General features: G+C 73.1%; 4 protein-coding genes and 1 pseudogene. All 5 read right to left on the bottom strand.

Annotated elements, in window-relative coordinates; genetic code table 11:
• Positions 1-98: 98 nt before the first annotated feature.
• The 5 genes and pseudogenes from ACHFIV_RS11270 to ACHFIV_RS11250 all read right to left on the bottom strand — a co-directional run bounded on the left by ACHFIV_RS11270 (position 99) and on the right by ACHFIV_RS11250 (position 18,705).
• Positions 99-965 carry a metallophosphoesterase family protein gene (locus ACHFIV_RS11270; RefSeq protein WP_398966403.1) on the bottom strand — a complete coding sequence of 289 codons (867 nt, stop codon included), beginning with the start codon at positions 963-965 and terminating at the stop codon, positions 99-101.
• A complete protein-coding gene (locus tag ACHFIV_RS11265) occupies positions 958-3,984 on the bottom strand; it encodes an amino acid adenylation domain-containing protein (RefSeq protein ID WP_398966400.1) in 3,027 nt (1,008 codons plus the stop codon). Before ACHFIV_RS11265 ends, ACHFIV_RS11270 begins: the two co-directional genes overlap by 8 nt.
• Before the next feature lie 48 nt (positions 3,985-4,032).
• Positions 4,033-5,037, bottom strand: a complete 1,005-nt coding sequence (locus ACHFIV_RS11260; RefSeq protein ID WP_398966397.1) for a TauD/TfdA family dioxygenase — start codon at positions 5,035-5,037, stop codon at positions 4,033-4,035.
• Between the two features lie 167 nt (positions 5,038-5,204).
• Positions 5,205-9,128 (bottom strand): annotated as a pseudogene (locus ACHFIV_RS11255) (type I polyketide synthase); the annotation flags it as partial.
• A gap of 58 nt (positions 9,129-9,186) precedes the next feature.
• Complete coding sequence (locus tag ACHFIV_RS11250) at positions 9,187-18,705, bottom strand: type I polyketide synthase (protein WP_398966392.1); 9,519 nt, start codon at positions 18,703-18,705, stop codon at positions 9,187-9,189.
• Between the last annotated feature and the right edge of the window lie 6 nt (positions 18,706-18,711).

The raw sequence follows: 18,711 nt of genomic DNA, 5'->3' as shown, positions 1-18,711 counted from the left end.
TCCACGCCGGGCCTGCTCACGCAGCGCCAGCAGTTCGGCCACCCGGCCACGCGTGGCGGACGCGGGTGCTCCAGCAGGGCGTTCGTACGAAACGGTCATCACACCGGCTCTCTGTGAGGCGAGGTGACGGTCGGCAGGATCCGGACCAGGCGGCCCGGGGTGCCCTGACGCCGTTGCCATTCGCGGGGGTACCCCAGGGAGACCTCGTGGTGGGGCACGCCGTCGCAGCGGATCACCCTGGGGATGTGCAGGTGCCCGTAGACCACCGAACGGGCACGGAACCGCGTGTGCCAGTCGGCGGTCGCCGTCGTTCCGCACCACAGTGCGAACTCCTGCCGCCAGAGCACCCGCGTCGGTTCGCGCACGAGCGGCCAGTGGTTGACCAGGACGGTGGGCAGGTCCTCCGGGAGAGCCGAGAGACGCGCCTCGGTCATCCGCACGCGGGCCCGGCACCACGCCTCGCGGCTGGGATAGGGGTCCGGATGCAGCAGGAACTCGTCACTGCAGACCACCCCGGCGTCCTCGGCCACCTGAAGCGCCGCAGCCTTGGAGTACGTCCCCGGGGGGCGGAACGAGTAGTCGTACAGGAGGAAGAGCGGTGCCACGGCGACGGGACCGCCCTCTCCCTCCCAGACCGGGTAGGGGTCTTCGGGACTGGAGACCCCGAGCTTGCGGCAGATGTCCACGAGGTGCAGATAGCGCGCCTCACCACGCAGCTGCACGGGGTCGTCGGGCGCGGTCCACAGCTCGTGGTTCCCCGGCGCCCAGATGACCTTGGCGAAGCGGTCACGCAGCGTGCGCAGCGCCCATTCGATGTCCGAGACGATCTCACCGATGTCCCCCGCGACGATCAGCCAGTCCTCGTCGTTCTCCGGTTCGATCCCGTCGACGATCTTCCTGTTCTCGTCGTAGCGCACGTGGACGTCACTGATCGCGACGATGTTGCCCCGCCCCGAGTCAGCCACCCGTGACCGCCTGTCCGTCACGCGCGCGCTCGGAGATCTCCGCGACCTTCGCGAGGGTGGGCCGTCGGAGGATCTCCGGCAGGGCCGCCATGAACGCACGCTCCCGCCGGGAGCCCACGACCTCGTCGCTGACCGCGGCCAGCATCGCCAGCAGGGTGGCCGAGTCGCCGCCGAGCCCGTGGAAGTCCGTGTCGCCGCCGAGCCGGTTGACGTCCACCGCGAGGACCCGCGCCCAGATCTTGGCCACCTCCTCCTCCACCGCGCTGCGCGCCTTCGCCTCCGCGGCAGCGGCATCGGCCTGCGGCCCGCTGAACGGGACCGGCAGCGCGGCGACGTCGACCTTCTCGTTGACCGTCCGGGGCAGTTCGGGCACGACCGTCATGGTGGCCGGCACCATGTACCGGGGCAGCCGGCCGGCGACGTGGGCGGTGAGCTCCTCCTCGGAGACCTCTTCGCGCAGGACGACGTAGGCGCACAGCACCTTGTCGGTGGTGCCCGGCCTGACCAGGCCGGTGACGAAGGCCGTGGCCACGGCCGGGTGTTCTTCCAGCGCCTTGGCGACCTCGGCGGGCTCGATGCGGTAGCCGAGCACCTTGACCTGCTCGTCGTTGCGGCCGACGGACTCCAGCTCACCCGAGTCCAGCATCCGGGCCAGGTCGCCACTGCGGTACACCCGGGTGCCGTCGGCGAGGACCGTGAACCGTTCGCGGACGAGGTCGGGCCTGCCGCGGTAGCCCCGGGCGAGCTGATCACCGGCGAGGTACATCTCGCCCACCTCGCCCGGGGCCACGTGCCGGCCGTCGGGGCCGATCAGATGGATCCGGGTGTTGTCGGTGGGCACGCCTATGGGCACGGACGGCAGGTCCGCGTCGTGCTCCGGATCGAAGCGACGCGTCATGCAGCCGATGGTCGTCTCGGTGGGCCCGTACTCGTTGAAGATGCCGCAGCGGGGTCCGAAGAGCTGCTGCGCGCGGTCGGCGACGGCACCCCGGAGGAGTTCCCCGCCGGCGATGACCGCCCGGAATCCGGTCGGGGCCAGGCCCAGCCTGCCGATGAGGTCGAGATGCGTGGGGGTGAGTTTCAGCGCGTTGGCCCCGGAGCTCTCCAGCATGTCGCGCAGCACCACGTGGTTGGGTTCGTCGGGTACGAGCGCGATCGATCCGCCGGCCAGCACCGGCAGGAAGATCGCCGTGTTGGAGAGGTCGAAGGCGAGCGACGTGAAGAGTGGGAACCGGGTGGTGGAATCCACCCCGTAGACGCGGGTCGCCCAGCTGATGAAGGTGGCGAGCTGGCGGTGCTCGATCTCCACACCCTTGGGGCGCCCGGTCGATCCCGACGTGTAGATGACGTACGCGAGGTCCTCCGGCCGCACCTCGACGCCTTCGGGGCGGCGGTCCGAGGGCTCCAGTGTCCCGAGCACCACCACGTCGCATCCGGCGTCCGGGGTGAGCCGGCGCCCGGCGTGGACCTGCTCGACCAGGCACACGGTGGCCCCGGCGTCCGTCAGGAGGTCGGCGAGCCGGTGGTCGGGCTGCTGCGGGTCGAGCGGCAGGTAGGCCGCACCTGCTTTCAGCACGCCCCAGATGGCGGCCATCGCCGCGACCGTACGGCCGGCCAGCAGGCCCACCACGTCGTCGCGTCCGACGCCCCTGTCCAGCAGCGCGACGGCGACGGCGTCCGCCCGGCGGTCCAGTTCATCGAAGGTCACGTCCCCCTCGGGACCGGTCAGGGCGATCGCACCGGGTGTGCGGGAGACCTGACGGCGGAACTGGTCGACGGCGGTACCCGGGCGGGCGAGCGGCTGCCGGGTCCTGTTGCGGTCCCACTCACGGTGCGCCCGTGGGGACAGCGCCTCCTCGATGCGGTCGAGCAGCGCCTCCGCGCGGTCCGGGGTCTGCGGACCGTCGTACCAGCCGATGGTGATCTCTGTCCGGTCGCCGAACTCGACGGCGTTGATCTCCGGCGGGCCCAGGGGCCCGGAATTGGGCAGCGAGTAGACGGTCGTGGCGTGGAACGTACGCGTGCTGAAGACGGCGGGGGCGACCCGGCCCATGTGGGAGAGCGTGGCAAGGCTGCTGTAGCAGCCCCGCTGCGCGGAGTAGGCGTCCAGGCCCATGATCTGCTGGTGCAGCTCCGTCAGGTTCTGGCCGGGCAGTGAGGGGTCGACGCGGGCGGCCAGGTCCTGACCCGTCGACAGGACGGACAGTAGCTGCTGGTGGGCCTCCTCCCAGCTCGCGTCACCCTGCACCTCGTACAGCGGGTTGTTGGTGAGGTTGCCGGTCGAGCGGAGTCCGGGCAGGTACCTGCGCAGGTCGACGGGGACGAGGAACCTGCCGGTACGCAGGCCGCACGCCTGGGTGACGGCCCGGGCCGTCTTGGCGACGAGCGCGGGGTGCGTGCCGTCGATGGTGCGCCTGCGCCAGAAGAAGTCGTGCCGGCCCTGGGGGCGGGAACCGAGCGCGGAGGGCCAGTCGAGGTCAGGGGTGACCTCCCGCTCCTCGGGGGCGCCGGCCTGCTCGATCAGCTCGTTCTCCGTGATGCGTGAGGGCGCGCCGAGGGGCTCCTCGCCGCGCAGCACCCGGAAGATGTCCTCCGCCCAGGTGCGGACTCCCTGGCCGTCCATGACGCCGTGGAACGCGCGCACGACCAGCGTGTCCGACTCCGCGCCGGTGAGGAGCAGGAGTTCGCAGGTGGGCCCGCCGTCTTTGCCCATCAGGGGGCTGTGCAGCTCCGCCGCGCCGGCGAAGGTGTGCCTGTCGACCCGGTCACCGGGCAGGACCCGCACGGCCGGTGCCACTCCGCTGTCCACCCAGGTCATGTCCTGCCGGGTGAGTCGCGCCCCGGGGCAGGCCCGGGACGCGGTCTCCACAGCTCGGGTCAGCTCGGCGTGACCGATGCGGCCGTCCCCCTCGATGACGAGCTGGATGACACCGGGGACCGACTCGGGGTACACCAGGAACCATGTCTCGGTGGGCGACACGGGCCGGCTGTAGACGTTGTCGTCCTCACCCGCGGACATGGGAGTACCTCTTTCGTTTCGGGTCGGTCGGGAGTGCGTCACGTCCGGTCAGCGAGCCGTTTCGCCGGCGCCGAGCACCTGGCCGTCCGCCGCGCGCATGACGCGGGACCTGCGGAAGTCCAGGTGGACGAAGACACGTTGGAGCCAGCGGTCCCGGCCGTCGTAGCGGGGCTGGAAGGAGTTGCGGCCGTGCAGGGCCAGCCGGTTGTCGACGAGAGCCAGGTCGCCTGGGCCGAGGATCAGCGTGTGGGCCACCCGGTCGATGACGGTCTCGAGCTCGGACATGGCCTGAGCGGCTTCGTCGTCGGACGGGATGGTGCTGCTGAAGTCCACCTTCAGGTCGGGGTCCTCGAAACTGCCGGCGAGGATTCCGTGCGGTTCCTCCAAGCCGTCGGCGATCTCGAAGGATGCCGGCGCCATGGTCACGAATCGCGGTTGATGGAGTATTTCCCTGGTGCGGGCGGAAAGCAGCGGAACGGCGTTGCGCACGGAGGCGACGCGCAGACCGGCGACGTTCTCGTGGTCGTTCCGCAGGCACATCAGACCCACCAGGTCGGGCTTGTGCTCGTGGAAGGCGTTCTCCGTGTGCATGTTGAGCTTGATGGATCCGGCATTCCCCTGGAATTGTTCCATTCCGGGGACCGGAACCACGTCCTGCACGAGCGCGCCGGTCTTCTCCTTGTCGAACGCGATCACCTCGCCCAGGGCCATGGCGATGAGCATGAGCGCGGACGCCGGCGTGGTGGTCCCGCGCTGGACGGAGCCGCGGACCGTCGGCGTGTCGGGGACGTCGTGCACGTCCACCGGCAGGTTGCGCACCAGGAGCATGGCCTCACGCCCGGAGTTCCACGTGAACCGGCGCAGTGTCTGGCGCAGCCGCGTGGGAAGCCGGCAGGAGAGCTCCCTCGCCTCGGACGTCCAGCGGGGGTCGTCGTTCAGGCGCGGACCGAAGTCACGCAGCTGCTCGGCCAGAAGGGTCAGTTCGCCCTTCTCCTGGCTGTCGAGCGATATCTGGGCATCGTCGCCGATTTTCGGCTTGACGTCGGCAGGCATAATTCAACCATTCGTGGGCAGAGTTGATGCGAAGGAACGGGCTCGCCAAGTCGACTCCGGTCCGCAGACTATGGATTCGGCCGAATTGACGGCAACCCCTATCTATCGTCCGTCGACCCCTGTGGGGCGTCGCGGATTTCGTGCGTCGGTTGTCGGCGCCCCTGTTCTCAGCACCCCTGCTCCGTGAGCCATTCGCGCATACGGTGTGCCAGGGGCCCGGCGTGCTCACCGAGCATGGTGAAGTGGTTCCCCTCGGTGTCGGCGACCGAGTGGGGCAGGGGCCAGACGGCATGCCAGTCGCCTTCGCCCGACCACGCGCGCAGGGGCTCCCCCGCCCGCACCAGGAGTGTGGGTACGTCGACGGGCCGTGCGCGGCAGGCGTAGAGGAAAGGGAGGTAGGCGGCCCACGCCGTGGCGCGGAAGTCGTCCATCGGGGTGTACGCGTCGTCGCGTTCGACCATCCCTTCGAGTAGTTCGGGCATCCAGGTGGCCATCACCTCGCTGTCAGCGGGATAGCTGTCCAGCAGGACGACGGCGGCCGGCGGCCGGCCCCGCCCGTCGAGTTCGTGCGAGAGCGCGTTGGCCAGCAGCGCACCGCCGGAGTGCCCGGTGACGACGAACGGTCTGTCCCCCACCGTGCGCAGGACCGCGTCGGCGTGCGTGCGCATCAGGACGTCGAAGTCCTCGGGGAGCTTCTCGCCCTCCGCGAAGCCGGGGTGCGGGAGCGCGTACACGTCGCGTTCCCCTCGGAAGCCGGCGGCCAGGCGCGCGTACTCGTGCGGGCCGGAGAGCATCGACATCGTGCAGAGGCAGATGAGCGGCAGGCCGTCGCCCGCCGCCAGGCGGACGACCGGGGCGGCCTGGGCGGGGGGCGCCTCGCTGTCGTAGACCTCCCGGAACGCGGCAAGCTGCATCAGCACCTTGGCGTACTCCACGGCCTGGCCGGTGGACCGGGTGTGCTGGAGGAGGGGCCCGAGGATGCCGCCTCCCGGTCCCGCAGGGGGCGCGGTGGCCCCGTCGCCGTCGCCTTCGAGCAAACCGGACAGGTGCCGCGCCAGGCGTGACGGGGTGGGGTGGTCGAAGAGCAGCGTGGCCGACAGCTCGCCGGTCCCCAGCACCTTCTGGAGGCTGTTGCGCAGCTCAAGGGCGGTCAGGGAGTCGAAGCCCTGCTCGAGGAAGTCCCTTCCGGTGTCCAGCTCTTCCGCCGAGGGGAGCCCCAGTGCGGCGGCGGCCCAGGTGGTGACGACTCCGAGCAGCAGCGTGTGCCGGCCGGCCGGAGTGGCATCGGCCAGTCGTGCGGCCAGTCCGGCCGGGGTCCCGGCGGGCGGGACGTCCTCCGTGTCCCGGACGCCCGCCTCGACGGGGGCGGCCGGTGCGCCGGAAACGTGGGCGGGAGGTGCGGGCCAGTACCGGCGGCGCTGGAAGGCGTAGGTCGGCAGCTCGGCCAGGCGGGCGTCCCGCCCCGCGAACACCGCGGCCCAGTCGACGGGGAGGCCGTGCACATGGAGTTCGGCCAGCGCGGTGAACAGGGCGCGCACCGGCGAGCGGTCGCGGTGCTGAGCGGCGACCAGGAGGGGCGGCTCGGGGCCGTCCCGGCCTGCGAGGCAGTCCTGGGCGAGGGCGGTGAGCACCCCGTCGGGGCCGATCTCCAGAAAGGTTCCGATCCGGTCGTCGCGCAGTCGCCGTACGGCGTCGGCGAACCGGACGGTCTCCCGGACGTGCCGCGTCCAGTGACCGGGGCTGAGCGCCTGGGCTGTCGTGAGGGGCTCCCCCGTCGTGGCGCTGACGAGGTCGGTCCGGGCCGGCCGGAAGGTCAGGGTCCCGGCGACCGAGCGGAGATCGTCCAGCATGGCGTCCATGTGCGCCGAGTGGAAGGCGTGACTGGTCCGCAGCTCCTTGTGCCTGCGTCCCTGCTTGGTCCACAGGGTGACGATGTCCTGCACCTCGTCCCGGTCCCCGGACAGGACGAGGGACGACGGCCCGTTGACGGCGGCGACCGACACACCGGTTCCGGCGCCGAGGAGGTCCCGCACCTCCTGCTCGGACGCCTCCAGGGCCACCATCATGCCGCCGGCCGGCATGGCCTGCATCAGGCGGCCACGGGCCGCGACGAAGGTGCAGGCGTCCTCGAGCGACAGCACCCCGGCGACGTGCGCGGCGGTGATCTCCCCGAGTGAGTGGCCGGCGACCGCGTCGGGACGCACGCCCCAGCTCTCCAGCAGGCGGTACAGGGCGACTTCGTACGCGAAGAGCGCGGGCTGGGCGAAAGCGGTCCGGTCGAGCACGGCCGGGTCCGCGCCCGACATCACCGCGCGCAACGAGGTCCCCAGGTGCGGGTCGAACTGCTCGCAGACGGCGTCCAGCGCCGTGGCGAACGCGGGGAAGACCGCGTACAGCTCGTCCGCCATGCCCGGCCGCTGGCTGCCCTGCCCGGTGAAGAGGAAGGCGGTGCCCTCCCCTGCCCGGTCGGTGCTCCGGATCAGGCCCGGGGCCGCCTCGCCGCCGGCCAGGGACGTCAGCCCGCGGACCAGGCCGGCGCGGTCGTCGGCGAGTACCACCGCCCGGCGGTCGAGTGCCGCGCGGGAGACCGCCAGCGAGTATCCGAGGTCCGTCGGGGACTGTCCGGGATCTTCGCCCAGCCGGTCGAGGAGGCGGGCCGCCTGGCCCCTGAGGGCTTCGTCGGTGCGGGCGGAGACCAGGAACGGGACGACGGGGAGCTCGGTGGTGGCGCCGGTGGCGGGCTCGTCGGCGGGTGCCTGTTCCAGGATCAGGTGCGCGTTCGTCCCGCTGAGCCCGAACGCCGAGACGCCTGCGCGGCGGGGCCGCCCCGTATCCGGCCAGGGCGTGGTCCGGGTCAGCAGGGACACGGCACCGCCCGACCAGTCGACGTGCGGGGTGGGAGCGTCGACGTGCAGGGTCATGGGCAGCGCTCCGTGGCCGAGCGCCAGGACGGTCTTGATGGCACCGACGGCGCCGGCGGCGGCCTGGGTGTGCCCGACGTTCGACTTCACGGTGCCGAGGTACAGGGGCCGGTCCGCCGGGCGGTCGCGGCCGTAGGCCGCGAGGAGGGCCTGTGCCTCGATCGGGTCGCCGAGCACCGTGCCGGTGCCGTGCGCCTCCACGGCGTCCACGTCGGCGGGGCCGATTCCCGCGTCGGCGAGTGCCTGGGCGATGACGCGTCGCTGAGCGGGCCCGCTGGGAGCCGTGAGTCCGTTGCTCGCTCCGTCCTGGTTGACCGCGCTGCCGCGCAGCACGGCCAGCACCTTGCGGCCGTTCCTGCGGGCGTCGGAGAGGCGTTCCAGGAGGATGACGCCCACGCCTTCCCCCCAGCCCGTTCCGTCGGCGCCGGCCGCGAACGACTTGCAGCGTCCGTCGCCGGCGAGTCCGCGCTGCTTGCTGAACTCGACGAACGCGCCGGGGGTGGCCATCACCGTCACCCCGCCCGCCAGGGCCAGCGAGCATTCCCCGTCGCGCAGCGACCGGGCGGCCAGGTGGATGGCGACGAGCGACGACGAGCAGGCGGTGTCGACCGTGATCGCCGGCCCCTGGAGGCCGAGGATGTAGGCCACCCGGCCGGAGATGACGCTGCCGGCACCGCCCGTGAGCAGGTAGCTGTCGCTGCCCTGGGCGTCGCCGTACATCCCCGCGCTGTAACCCGAGGAGGAGGCCCCGACGAACACGCCGGTGCCGGTGCCCCGCAGGGACGACGGGGCGATCCCGGCCCGCTCGAACAGTTCCCACGACGACTCGAGCAGCAACCGCTGCTGCGGGTCCATCGCCAGCGCCTCGCGGGGCCCGATGCCGAACAGGGCGGCGTCGAACGCGTCGGCGTCCTGGACGAACCCGCCCTCCGGGGTGATGCCGGTGTCACCCAGCCCGCGCAGCCAGTCCACGTCCCAGCCCCGGCCGTCGGGGACGGGCGACATGGCGTCCGTGCCGTCCGTGACGAGGCGCCACAGGTCCTCCGGCGACCGTACGCCGCCGGGCAGACGACAGCTCATCGCGACGACGGCGACCGGTTCCGTCCGCTCCTCGACGAGGCTCTGGTGCTGTCGGCGCAGCCGCTCGTTCTCCACGAGAGACGCCCGTAGCGCTTCGACGATCTCTTCGACCTGCGTCCCCATCATGTGCTCCACGCTGCTCGTCGCATCAGGCTTCCTTCGTTCGTGTCGCCATGCGGACGAGGGCGGTGACGTCCATGGCGTTGATCTCGTCCACCCGGTCGTCGGACGCGTGGTCGTCGGACGCGTGGTCGTCGGACACGCGGTCGTCGGACAGGGGCACTCGCTGCTCCTCCGGGGCCGCGGCGCCCTCCGGGCGCAGCAGCGCGTCCAGGAGCCCTGATTCGCGGAGCCTGGCCATCGGGACGGTGGCCAGGAACGAACGGATCTCTGCTTCGTCCGCCTCGGCGGGTGACTCCGGGCCCTGTGGCAGCAGTTCACGCAGCAGCCGGTCCCGCAGGCCGGTGGGCGACGGTTCGTCGAAGACGACGGTGGTCTCCAGCCGCAGCCCTGTGGCGGTGTTCAGGCGGTTGCGCAACTCGACGGCCATGACCGAGTCGAAGCCCATCTCCCGGAACGCCCGGAGGGGGTCGACGGCGTCGGCGGCGGGATGCCCGAGTACCGCTGCCGCCTCGGACCGCACGAGGTCAAGCAGCAGCCGTTTACGCTCGGAGTCCGAGGCTCCGGCCAGCCGGTCCGGGAGGGAGGCGGCCCCGGCCGCGTCGTCGTGGTCCTCGGAGGGCTGGAGCGCGGCGGCCGCCTCGGGTATGTCACCGATCAGCGGACGAGGCCTGGCCATCGTGAACGCGGGGGCGAACCGCGCCCAGTCGACGTCGGCGACCGTCAGGCAGGTCTCACGCCGCTCCACCGCCTGGACCAGGGCACGGACCGCTGTCCCGGGCTCCATGGGACGGACCCCGAGGCGGGTCAGCGTGGACTCGGCGGAGGTGTCCACCATGCCTCCGCCGGCCCAGCCGCCCCAGGCGACCGACGTGGCCGCCTGCCCGCGGGCGTGGCGGCGCTCGGCGAGTGCGTCGAGGTGGCAGTTGCTGACCGCGTAGGCGCCCTGTCCCGAGCCGCCCCAGACGCCCGCGCCGGAGGCGAACAGTACGAAGGCGTCCAGCGAGTCGTCCGCGAAGAGTTCGTCCAGGTGGGTCGCGCCCGCCGCCTTCGCGGACATGACCCGGGCGAACTCGGCGGGGTCGCTCTCCTCCAAGGCGGACACGAGGGTCTCGCCGGCGGCGTGCACCACGGTGCGCACGGGCGACTTCTCGTCCTGTGCCAGGTTCTTCACCAGGGCGGCCAGGGCCTCGCGGTCGGCCACGTCACAGGCCGCGAGCGTCACCCGGGCGCCCAGCGCGGTGAGTTCGTCCTTCAGTGCCGCCGCCCCGGGGGTCGCCTCGCCCCGGCGCCCGGTCAGGACCAGGTGTTCGGCGCCTCGAACCGCGAGCCAGCGTGCCACGTGCGACCCCAGCGCTCCCATGCCTCCCGTGACCAGGGCCGTGCCGCGCGGCTTCCAGGGCGACGACGGCGTGGCCGGCCGTGGGCCGGCCGGGGAGCGTACGAGACGGCGGGCGTACACCCCCTGGGGGCGCACGGCCACCTGGTCCTCGTCCCCGGCCCCGGCCAGGAGGCGGCACACCTGGGCGGCGGACCCTTCGTCCGGCTGTGCCGGAAGGTCGATGAGGCCGCCCCATCGTTCGGGGTGCTCGAGGCCGATCACGCGGCCCAGTCCCCAGATCTGCGCCTGGGCGGGGCCGGTGAGCGGGCCGGAGCCGTCGACGGAGACCGCCCCCCGGGTGAGGCACCACAGGGGTGCCACGAGGCCGAGATCGGTCATCGCCTGGATCAGGGAGGTGGTGGCCGCGACACCGGCGGGTACGACGGGGTGGAACGGGTCGGGGCGGTCGTCCTCGGCCAGGAAGGACAGGACGCCCTCGATCCGCCCGTCGGGCAGGGCCTCCCCGAGGCGCTGGAGCGCCATGGCCCGTCCGGTGTCGTCGGACTCGAACAGCACCTGGACCGTGCGGGCCCCGTGGCGCGCGAGCTCCTGCTCGACGGCTTCACGCGCGTCCGGCGCCGCCCCGGTCGCGCTGACGACCAGCCAGGTGCCCGAGGGGGCCGGGACCGTGGCCGGGACGACGGGCTTCCAGCCGACCGTGTAGCGCCAGCCGTCCACGACGGACTGCTCGCGGCGCTCGCGCCTCCAGGACGTCAGGGACGGCAGGACGCTCTCCCACGAGCTCCGGGTTTCGTCGTCGCCGGCTCCGAGCATCCCCGCGAGCATGTGGGGGTCCTCGCTCTCCACGGCGGTCCAGAACGCGTCGTCCACGGGATCCCGGCGTTCCGCCGGGGCGGGGAGCGCGGCGGGCTTCGGCCAGTACCGGGTGCGCTGGAAGGCGTACGTGGGCAGTCCGACGTGACCCGTGCGGTGGCCGAACACGGTGCGCCAGTCGGGGGACACACCGGCGACGTGTGCTTCGGCCAGGGACGTCAGGAAGCGCTGGGCACCGCCCTCGTCGCGCCGCAGGGTCCCCAGTGCGGTCGCCCCGGTCCCGACGGCCTCGAACGTCTCCTGGAGCCCCAGCGCCATCACCGGGTGGGGGCCGACCTCGAGGAACACACGGTGGCCGTCGGCGAGTGCCGCCCGGGTGGCGGCCTCGAACTCCACCGTGGAACGCAGGTTGCGGAACCAGTACCCGGCGTCCAGCGTCGCGGTGTCGACCGTCGTGCCCGTGAGCGTCGAATAGAACGGCACGGCGGAGGAGCGGGGGAGGATTCCGGTGAGCAGCCGGTCCAGCTCCTCGCGGATGGCCTCGACCTGGGCGGAGTGCGAGGCGTAGTCGACCGCGATGCGTCGGGCGCGTACCCCGTCGGCCTCGCAGGCGCTCAGCAGCTCCTCCAGCGCCTCGGGATCCCCCGCGACGACGGCGGACGAGGGGCCGTTGACGGCGGCCACCGACAACCGGTCGCCCCATGCGGTGAGCCGCTCGCGCAGCAGCCGGGCGGACTCCCCGACCGATGCCATGCCTCCCTGGCCGGACAGGGCGAGCAGCGCCCGGCTCCGCAGGGCCACGACGCGCGCGGCGTCCTCGATGGACAGCGCGCCGGCCACGGTGGCGGCGGCTATCTCGCCCTGCGAGTGGCCGAGCACCGCGGCAGGACGCACTCCGCAGGCACGCCACAGCTCCGCGAGCGACACCATGACCGCCCACAGCACGGGCTGCACCACGTCGACCCTGTCGAGGCCGGGGGCGCCCGGGGCCTCCCGTACGACGTCTTCCAGCGACCAGTCGGTGTGCGGCGCGAGGGCATGCGCGCAGGCGGTGAGGCGCGCGGCGAACACGGGCGAGGTGTCCAGGAGTTCCTTGGCCATCCCGGGCCACTGGGCGCCCTGCCCGGGGAAGACGAGCACGGGCCCTGTGTCGCGGGCCGCGCTCCCCCGGACGATGCCGGCCGCCGAGCCGTCGGCGGCCAGGACCCGCAGGGCCGCCTCGAACTCCGCGGGTTCCCGGGCCACGACGGCCGCACGGTGCTCGAAGCTGGACCGGGTCGTCGCCAGGGCGTGGGCGAGGGCCGCGGGTTCCGCGGTGCCGACCGCGGCGAGCAGCCGCGAGGCCTGTTCGCGCAGGGCATCGCGCGTCTTTCCTGACAGCACCCACACGGTGTCGGCGCCCGGGTCGAGGGGGGCGTCCGGGGCGGGGGCCGCCGGGGCGGGGACGGCGGCGGGGGCCTCCTCGATGATGGTGTGCGCGTTCGTGCCGCTCACGCCGAACGACGACACGCCCGCGCGGCGCGGACGGTCCGTCTCCGGCCAGCCGACCGGTTCCGTCAGCAGCGCCACCGCGCCTGCCGACCAGTCGACGTGCGACGACGGCTCGTCCACGTGCAGGGTGGGGGGCAGCACGCCGTGCCGCATCGCCATGACCATCTTGATCACCCCGGCCACTCCCGCGGCGGCCTGCGTGTGACCGATGTTCGACTTCACCGAACCCAGCCACAGCGGCCGGCCGGACGGACGGTCCTGCCCGTACGCGGCCAGCAGCGCCTGCGCCTCGATCGGGTCGCCCAGCGTCGTCCCGGTGCCGTGCGCCTCGACGGCGTCGACCTCTCCGGGGGTCAGACCCGCCCCGGCCAGCGCCTGGCGGATGACCCGTTGCTGCGAGGGGCCGTTGGGCGCGGTCAGGCCGTTGCTCGCCCCGTCCTGGTTGACCGCGGAGCCCCGTACGACGGCCAGCACCTGCCGGCCGTTGCGGCGGGCGTCCGAGAGCCGTTCGACCAGGAGGACGCCGACGCCTTCCCCCCAGCCCGTGCCGTCGGCGGACTCGGCGAACGCCTTGCACCTGCCGTCGGAGGACAGGCCGCGCTGCCGGCTGAACTCGATGAACGCCGAAGGTGTCGACATCACGGTGACCCCGCCGGCCAGGGCCAGGGTGCACTCGCCCGCGCGCAGGGCCTGTACGGCGAGGTGCAGGGCGACCAGTGAGGACGAGCACGCCGTGTCCACGGTCACGGCGGGTCCTTCGAGACCGAGCGCGTACGAGATCCTTCCGGAGACCACACTGGCGGCGTTGCCGGTGGCCACGAAGCCTTCGGCGCTCTCGGCCGAGCCCATCAGAAGACCTGTGTAGTCCTGGCTGTTGGTGCCCGCGAAGACACCGACCCTCCCTCCGCGCACCGCGGCGGGGTCGATGCCGGCCCGTTCGAACGCCTCCCACGACGTCTCGAGGAGCAGGCGCTGCTGCGGGTCCATGGCCAGCGCCTCGCGTGGCGCGATACCGAAGAAGGCGGCGTCGAAGTCGGCGACATCCCGTAGGAAGCCGCCTTCACGTACGTACGACGTGCCCTGCTGGTCGGGGTCCGCGCTGTAGAGCCGTTCGATGTCCCAGCCGCGGTCGTCGGGCAGCGGAGAGACCGCGTCGGTCCCCGTCTCCAGGAGGTCCCAGAACTCCTCAGGGGACCGTACCCCGCCGGGGAAGCGGCAGCTCATGCCGACGATGGCGATCGGGTCGTCGTCCAGGACGGTGACGGGCCCCTCCTCGCCCGGCCCCGTCCGGGAGCCGCCGAGCTCGTCCCGCAGGTGCCGGGAGAGGACCAGCGGGGTCGGATAGTCGAAGACGAGGGTGGCGGGCAGGGCCAGGCCGGTGCTCGCGCCGAGCAGGTTGCGCAGCTCCACGGCGGTCAGGGAGTCGAAGCCCAGCTCCCGGAAGGCGCGGCCGGGCTGCACTCCGTCCACCGAGGTGTGGCCGAGTACCGCGGCGGCCTGCCCGCAGACCAGGGCGAGCAGGACGCGCTCGGCCTCCTGCGGTGATGTGCCCGCCAGTTGCTCGTGCAGGGCGCCCTCGGACTTCTCCGGCGCGGGGGCGCCGGCCACCGCCCGCAGCCGCTGCACGTCGGGGATCTCGCTGATGAACGCGGACCTGCCGGGCGGCAGGGCGGGCGCGAAGCGCTCCCAGTCGATGTCGGCGACGACCGTGTGGGGCGCGCCCCCTTCGACCGCCTGCCGCAGGGCCCGCATCGCGAGTCCGGGCGGCAGCGGAGGCATGCCGCCCCGGCGTACGCGTTCGGCCACCAGTGGGTCGGCGGCCATGCCGGAGCCTTCCCAGGCACCCCATCCGATGGACGTGGCGGGCAGTGCCTGGGCCCGGCGGACGGTGGCGATCGCGTCGAGGAAGGCGTTGCCGGCGGCGTACGCGGCCTGGCCGGCGTTGCCGAACGTCGCGGCCAGCGAGGAGAAGAGGACGAACGCCGACAGGCCGAGGTGGCGGGTCAGTTCGTGCAGGTGCAGGACGGCTTCGGTCTTCGGGCGCAGGACCCGGTCGACGCGCTCGGGCGTCAGCGAGCCGAGCATGCCGTCGTCCAGCACTCCGGCGGTGTGGACGACCGCGGTCAGCGGGTGCTCGGGGGGTACCGAGTCGAGGAGGGCGGCCAGCGCCTCCCGGTCGGTGACGTCACAGGCGGCCACGGTGACGCGCGTCCCGAGCTGCGTCAGCTCGGCCTCCAGGTCCTGCGCTCCGGGCGCGTCGGGGCCGCTGCGGCTCGTGAGCAGCAGGTGGGCGGCCCCGTTGCGGGCGAGCCAGCGGGCGACGGCGGCGCCCAGGGCGCCGGTGCCGCCGGTCACCAGCACGGTGCCGGAGGGCTGCCACGGTGTGCGGGTGTCCGGCAGTCGGGGGGCGGACCGGACGAGGCGGCGTACGTGGACGCCCGAGGACCGGATGGCCAGTTGGTCCTCCGTCCCGCGGGCGTCCGCGAGCACTCCGCACAGACGGCGGGCGGCGCGGGTGTCGAGGGTGTCGGGCAGGTCGATCAGGCCTCCCCGGAGACCGGGTTCCTCGACGGCCACGACCTGGCCGAGGCCCCAGACCATGGCCTGGCCGGGGGCGGTCAGCCGGTCGGCGGCGTCGACGGCGACGGCGCCCCGGGTGGCCAGCCACAGCGGTACGCGTATCCGGGCGTCCGCCAGGATCTGTACGAGCGCGAGGGTGTCCCGCAGCCCCGTGGCCCCCTCATCGGTCAGTGCGGTCAGGGCCAGGACGCCGGTGACGCCGCCCTCCCGCAGGGCGTCCCGCAGGCGGGCGCCGTCGGGGGAGTCCGGGACGCGGAGCACTCGGACCCCGTGGGCGCCGAGGGCGCTCCCGATGTCACGGGTGGCGTCCTCCGGGCCCACGACGAGCCACGTACCGGACGGCACGGTGGGGCCGGGTTCCGGAGCGAGGCGCCACTGCACCTCGTACCGCCATGAGTCCAGGACGGACTGGTCATGCCGGCCGCGCCGCCACTGGGCGAGAGCCGGGAGCACGGTGCTGAGCGGCTGGTCCCCGTCGAGGGCGAGCGTACCGGTCACGGCGTCGAGGTCCTGGCGCTCGACCGCGGACCAGAACCCCGCGTCCGCCGGGTCCTCGCCGCCCCGCCCGTCGGCTGCCGCCGTCCACACGAGCGACTCGGGCCAGTAGCGGGTGCGCTGGAACGCGTAGGTGGGCAGGTCGACCTCTCCGGCGCCGTGGAACAGGGCCGGCCAGTCGCAGTCGACACCGCGTACGTGCAAGCGGGCCAGCGCGGTGAGCGCCGTCACGGCCTCCGGACGTCCGGCCCGCAGCACGGGGAAGGCGTCCGCGCCCTCGTCCATGCTGTCGGCGGCCATCGCGCTGAGCACTCCGTCGGGGCCCAGTTCGACGTACGTCCTCACGCCCTCGCCGGCCAGGGTGCGCACACAGTCGTCGAACCGGACGGTCCGACGGACGTGGGAGACCCAGTAGCCGGCCGAGCAGGCCTCCTCGGCCGTCAGGATGCGGCCGGTCACGTTCGAGACGACCGGTAGGGCGGGAGCGGTGAACGTGAGGGTGCTCAGGACCTGCCCGAACTCCTCGAGCATCGGGTCCATGTGCGGGGAGTGGAAGGCGTGGCTGACCTTCAGACGCTTGGTCTTGCGGTTGCGGCCCTCGAAGTGGGCGGCGACGGCGAGTACTTCCTCCTCGTCACCGGAGACGACGACGGAGCGGGGGCCGTTCACCGCGGCGACCGAGACCTGGCCGGTGCGTCCTTCCAGCACCCGGACCACTTCGTCCTCGCGTGCCTCTACGGCCACCATCGCGCCGCCTTCGGGCAGCGCCTGCATCAGCCGTCCCCGCGCCGCGACGAAAGTGCACGCCTCCTCGAGGGAGAGGACTCCCGCGACGTGTACGGCGGCCACCTCGCCGATGGAGTGGCCGGCGAGGAGGCCTGGACGGACCCCCCAGTGGGTGAGCAGCCGGAACAGCGCCACCTCGATGGCGAACAGAGCCGCCTGCGTGTACGCCGTACGGTGCAGCAGGGCCGCTCGCTCGCTGCCCTCCTCGGCGAACAGCACGCTGCGCAGGGGGTACTGGAGGTGGCGGTCCAGGTGGGCGCACACCTCGTCGAACGCGTCGCGGAAGACCGGGTGACGCTCGGCGAGTTCCCGTCCCGTGCCCAGCCGCTGGCTGCCCTGGCCGCTGAACAGGAAGGCGACCCGGCCTTCGGTCACGGTGCCTCGTACCGGTCCGGCCGTGCCGTCCGCCAGGGCCTCCAGCTGGAGGAGTGCGTCGTCGCGGTCCTCCGCGACGACCACGGCCCTGTCGTCGAACGCGGTGCGCGTGGTCACCAGCGCATGGGCCACGTCCGCCAGCTCGTAGTCCGGACGGGTGGCGAGCAGGGCGCGCAGCCGGCCGGCCTGCGCGGCCAGCGCCGCACCGCCGCGCGCGGAGACGGCGAGGGCGACGGGTCCGCTCCTCACCTGGCCTCCGGCCGGTGTGGCGGCGAGCGGGCCGGCCGGTGTGCCGGCCTGTTCGATGATGACGTGGGCGTTGGTGCCGCTGATACCGAAGGAGGAGACGCCGGCGCGCCGGGGCTGCCCGGTCTCGGGCCAGGGCTGCGCGTCGGTCAGCAGCCGTACGTCGCCCGCGTTCCAGTCGACCTGTGGTGTGGGCGCGTCGACGTGCAGCGTCGCGGGAAGCGCGTCCCGTCGCATCGCCATGACCATCTTGATCACCCCGGCCACTCCCGCGGCGGCCTGCGTGTGACCGATGTTCGACTTCACCGAACCCAGCCACAGCGGCCGGCCGGACGGACGGTCCTGCCCGTACGCGGCCAGCAGCGCCTGCGCCTCGATCGGGTCGCCCAGCGTCGTCCCGGTACCGTGCGCCTCGACCACGTCGACCTGTGACGGTGTCAGTGACGCGTCGGCGAGCGCCTGCTCGATGACGCGCTGCTGGGAGGGGCCGTTCGGGGCGGTCAGGCCGTTGCTCGCCCCGTCCTGGTTCACCGCCGAGCCACGGAGCACGGCAAGGACCTGGTGCCCGTTCCGCCGGGCGTCGGAGAGCCGCTCCACCAGGAGGACCCCGGCCCCCTCGGCGAATCCGGTGCCGTCCGCCGCGGCGGCGAACGCCTTGCAGCGGCCGTCCGCGGCCAGCCCGCCCTGCGCGCTGAAGCTGCTGAACATGCCGGGGGTCGCCATGACCGTCACCCCGCCGGCGAGCGCCAGCGTGCACTCGCCCCGGCGCAGGGACTGTGCCGCCAGGTGCAGGGCCACCAGGGAGGACGAGCAGGCGGTGTCGACGGTGACGGCGGGCCCCTCGAGGCCCAGTGTGTAGGAGACCCGCCCGGAGACCACGGCGGCGGCGCTTCCCGTACCCGTGAATCCCTCCAGTCCCGGCGCGCCCATCAGGAGGTAGGGGTAGTCCTGGCCGTTGGTGCCGGCGAAGACCCCGGTCGGGGTTCCGCGCAGCGTCTCCGGGTCGATCCCCGCCCGCTCGACCGCTTCCCAGGAGGTCTCCAGGAGCAGCCGCTGCTGCGGGTCGGTGGCCAGCGCCTCGCGCGGACTGATGCCGAAGAACGCCGCGTCGAACTCCCCCGCGTCGTGGACGAATCCGCCCTCACCGGTGTACCCCGTCTCCTCGGCCCCGGGCTGGAACACGGACTCCGTGTTCCAGCCGCGGTCCGTCGGGAAGCGGGTCATGCCGTCGGCGCCTGAGGCGACCAGGTCCCACAGTTCCTCCGGGGAGCGCACTCCACCGGGATAGCGGCAGCTCATGCCGATGATGGCGATCGGCTCGGTGTCACGCTCCTCCATCTCGCGGATCCGGTCGTGCGCCGCTTCGAGGTCGGTGCTGACCCGCTTGAGGAAGTACCGGAGCTTCTCTTCGTTCGCCATCGGGCG

The sequence above is a fragment of the Streptomyces sp. ALB3 genome, from assembly GCF_044385685.1.
Taxonomy (GTDB): Bacteria; Actinomycetota; Actinomycetes; order Streptomycetales; family Streptomycetaceae; genus Streptomyces.
Note: the sequence above shows the minus strand (reverse complement) of the source record. Positions and strands in the feature narration are given on the sequence as shown.

Bases quoted from the DNA above. Each gene is read 5' to 3' on its own strand.
- ACHFIV_RS11265 (WP_398966400.1), bottom strand. From the start codon at position 3,984: ATGTCCGCGGGTGAGGACGACAACGTCTACAGCCGGCCCGTGTCGCCC.
- ACHFIV_RS11260 (WP_398966397.1), bottom strand. From the start codon at position 5,037: ATGCCTGCCGACGTCAAGCCGAAAATCGGCGACGATGCCCAGATATCG.
- ACHFIV_RS11250 (WP_398966392.1), bottom strand. From the start codon at position 18,705: ATGGCGAACGAAGAGAAGCTCCGGTACTTCCTCAAGCGGGTCAGCACC.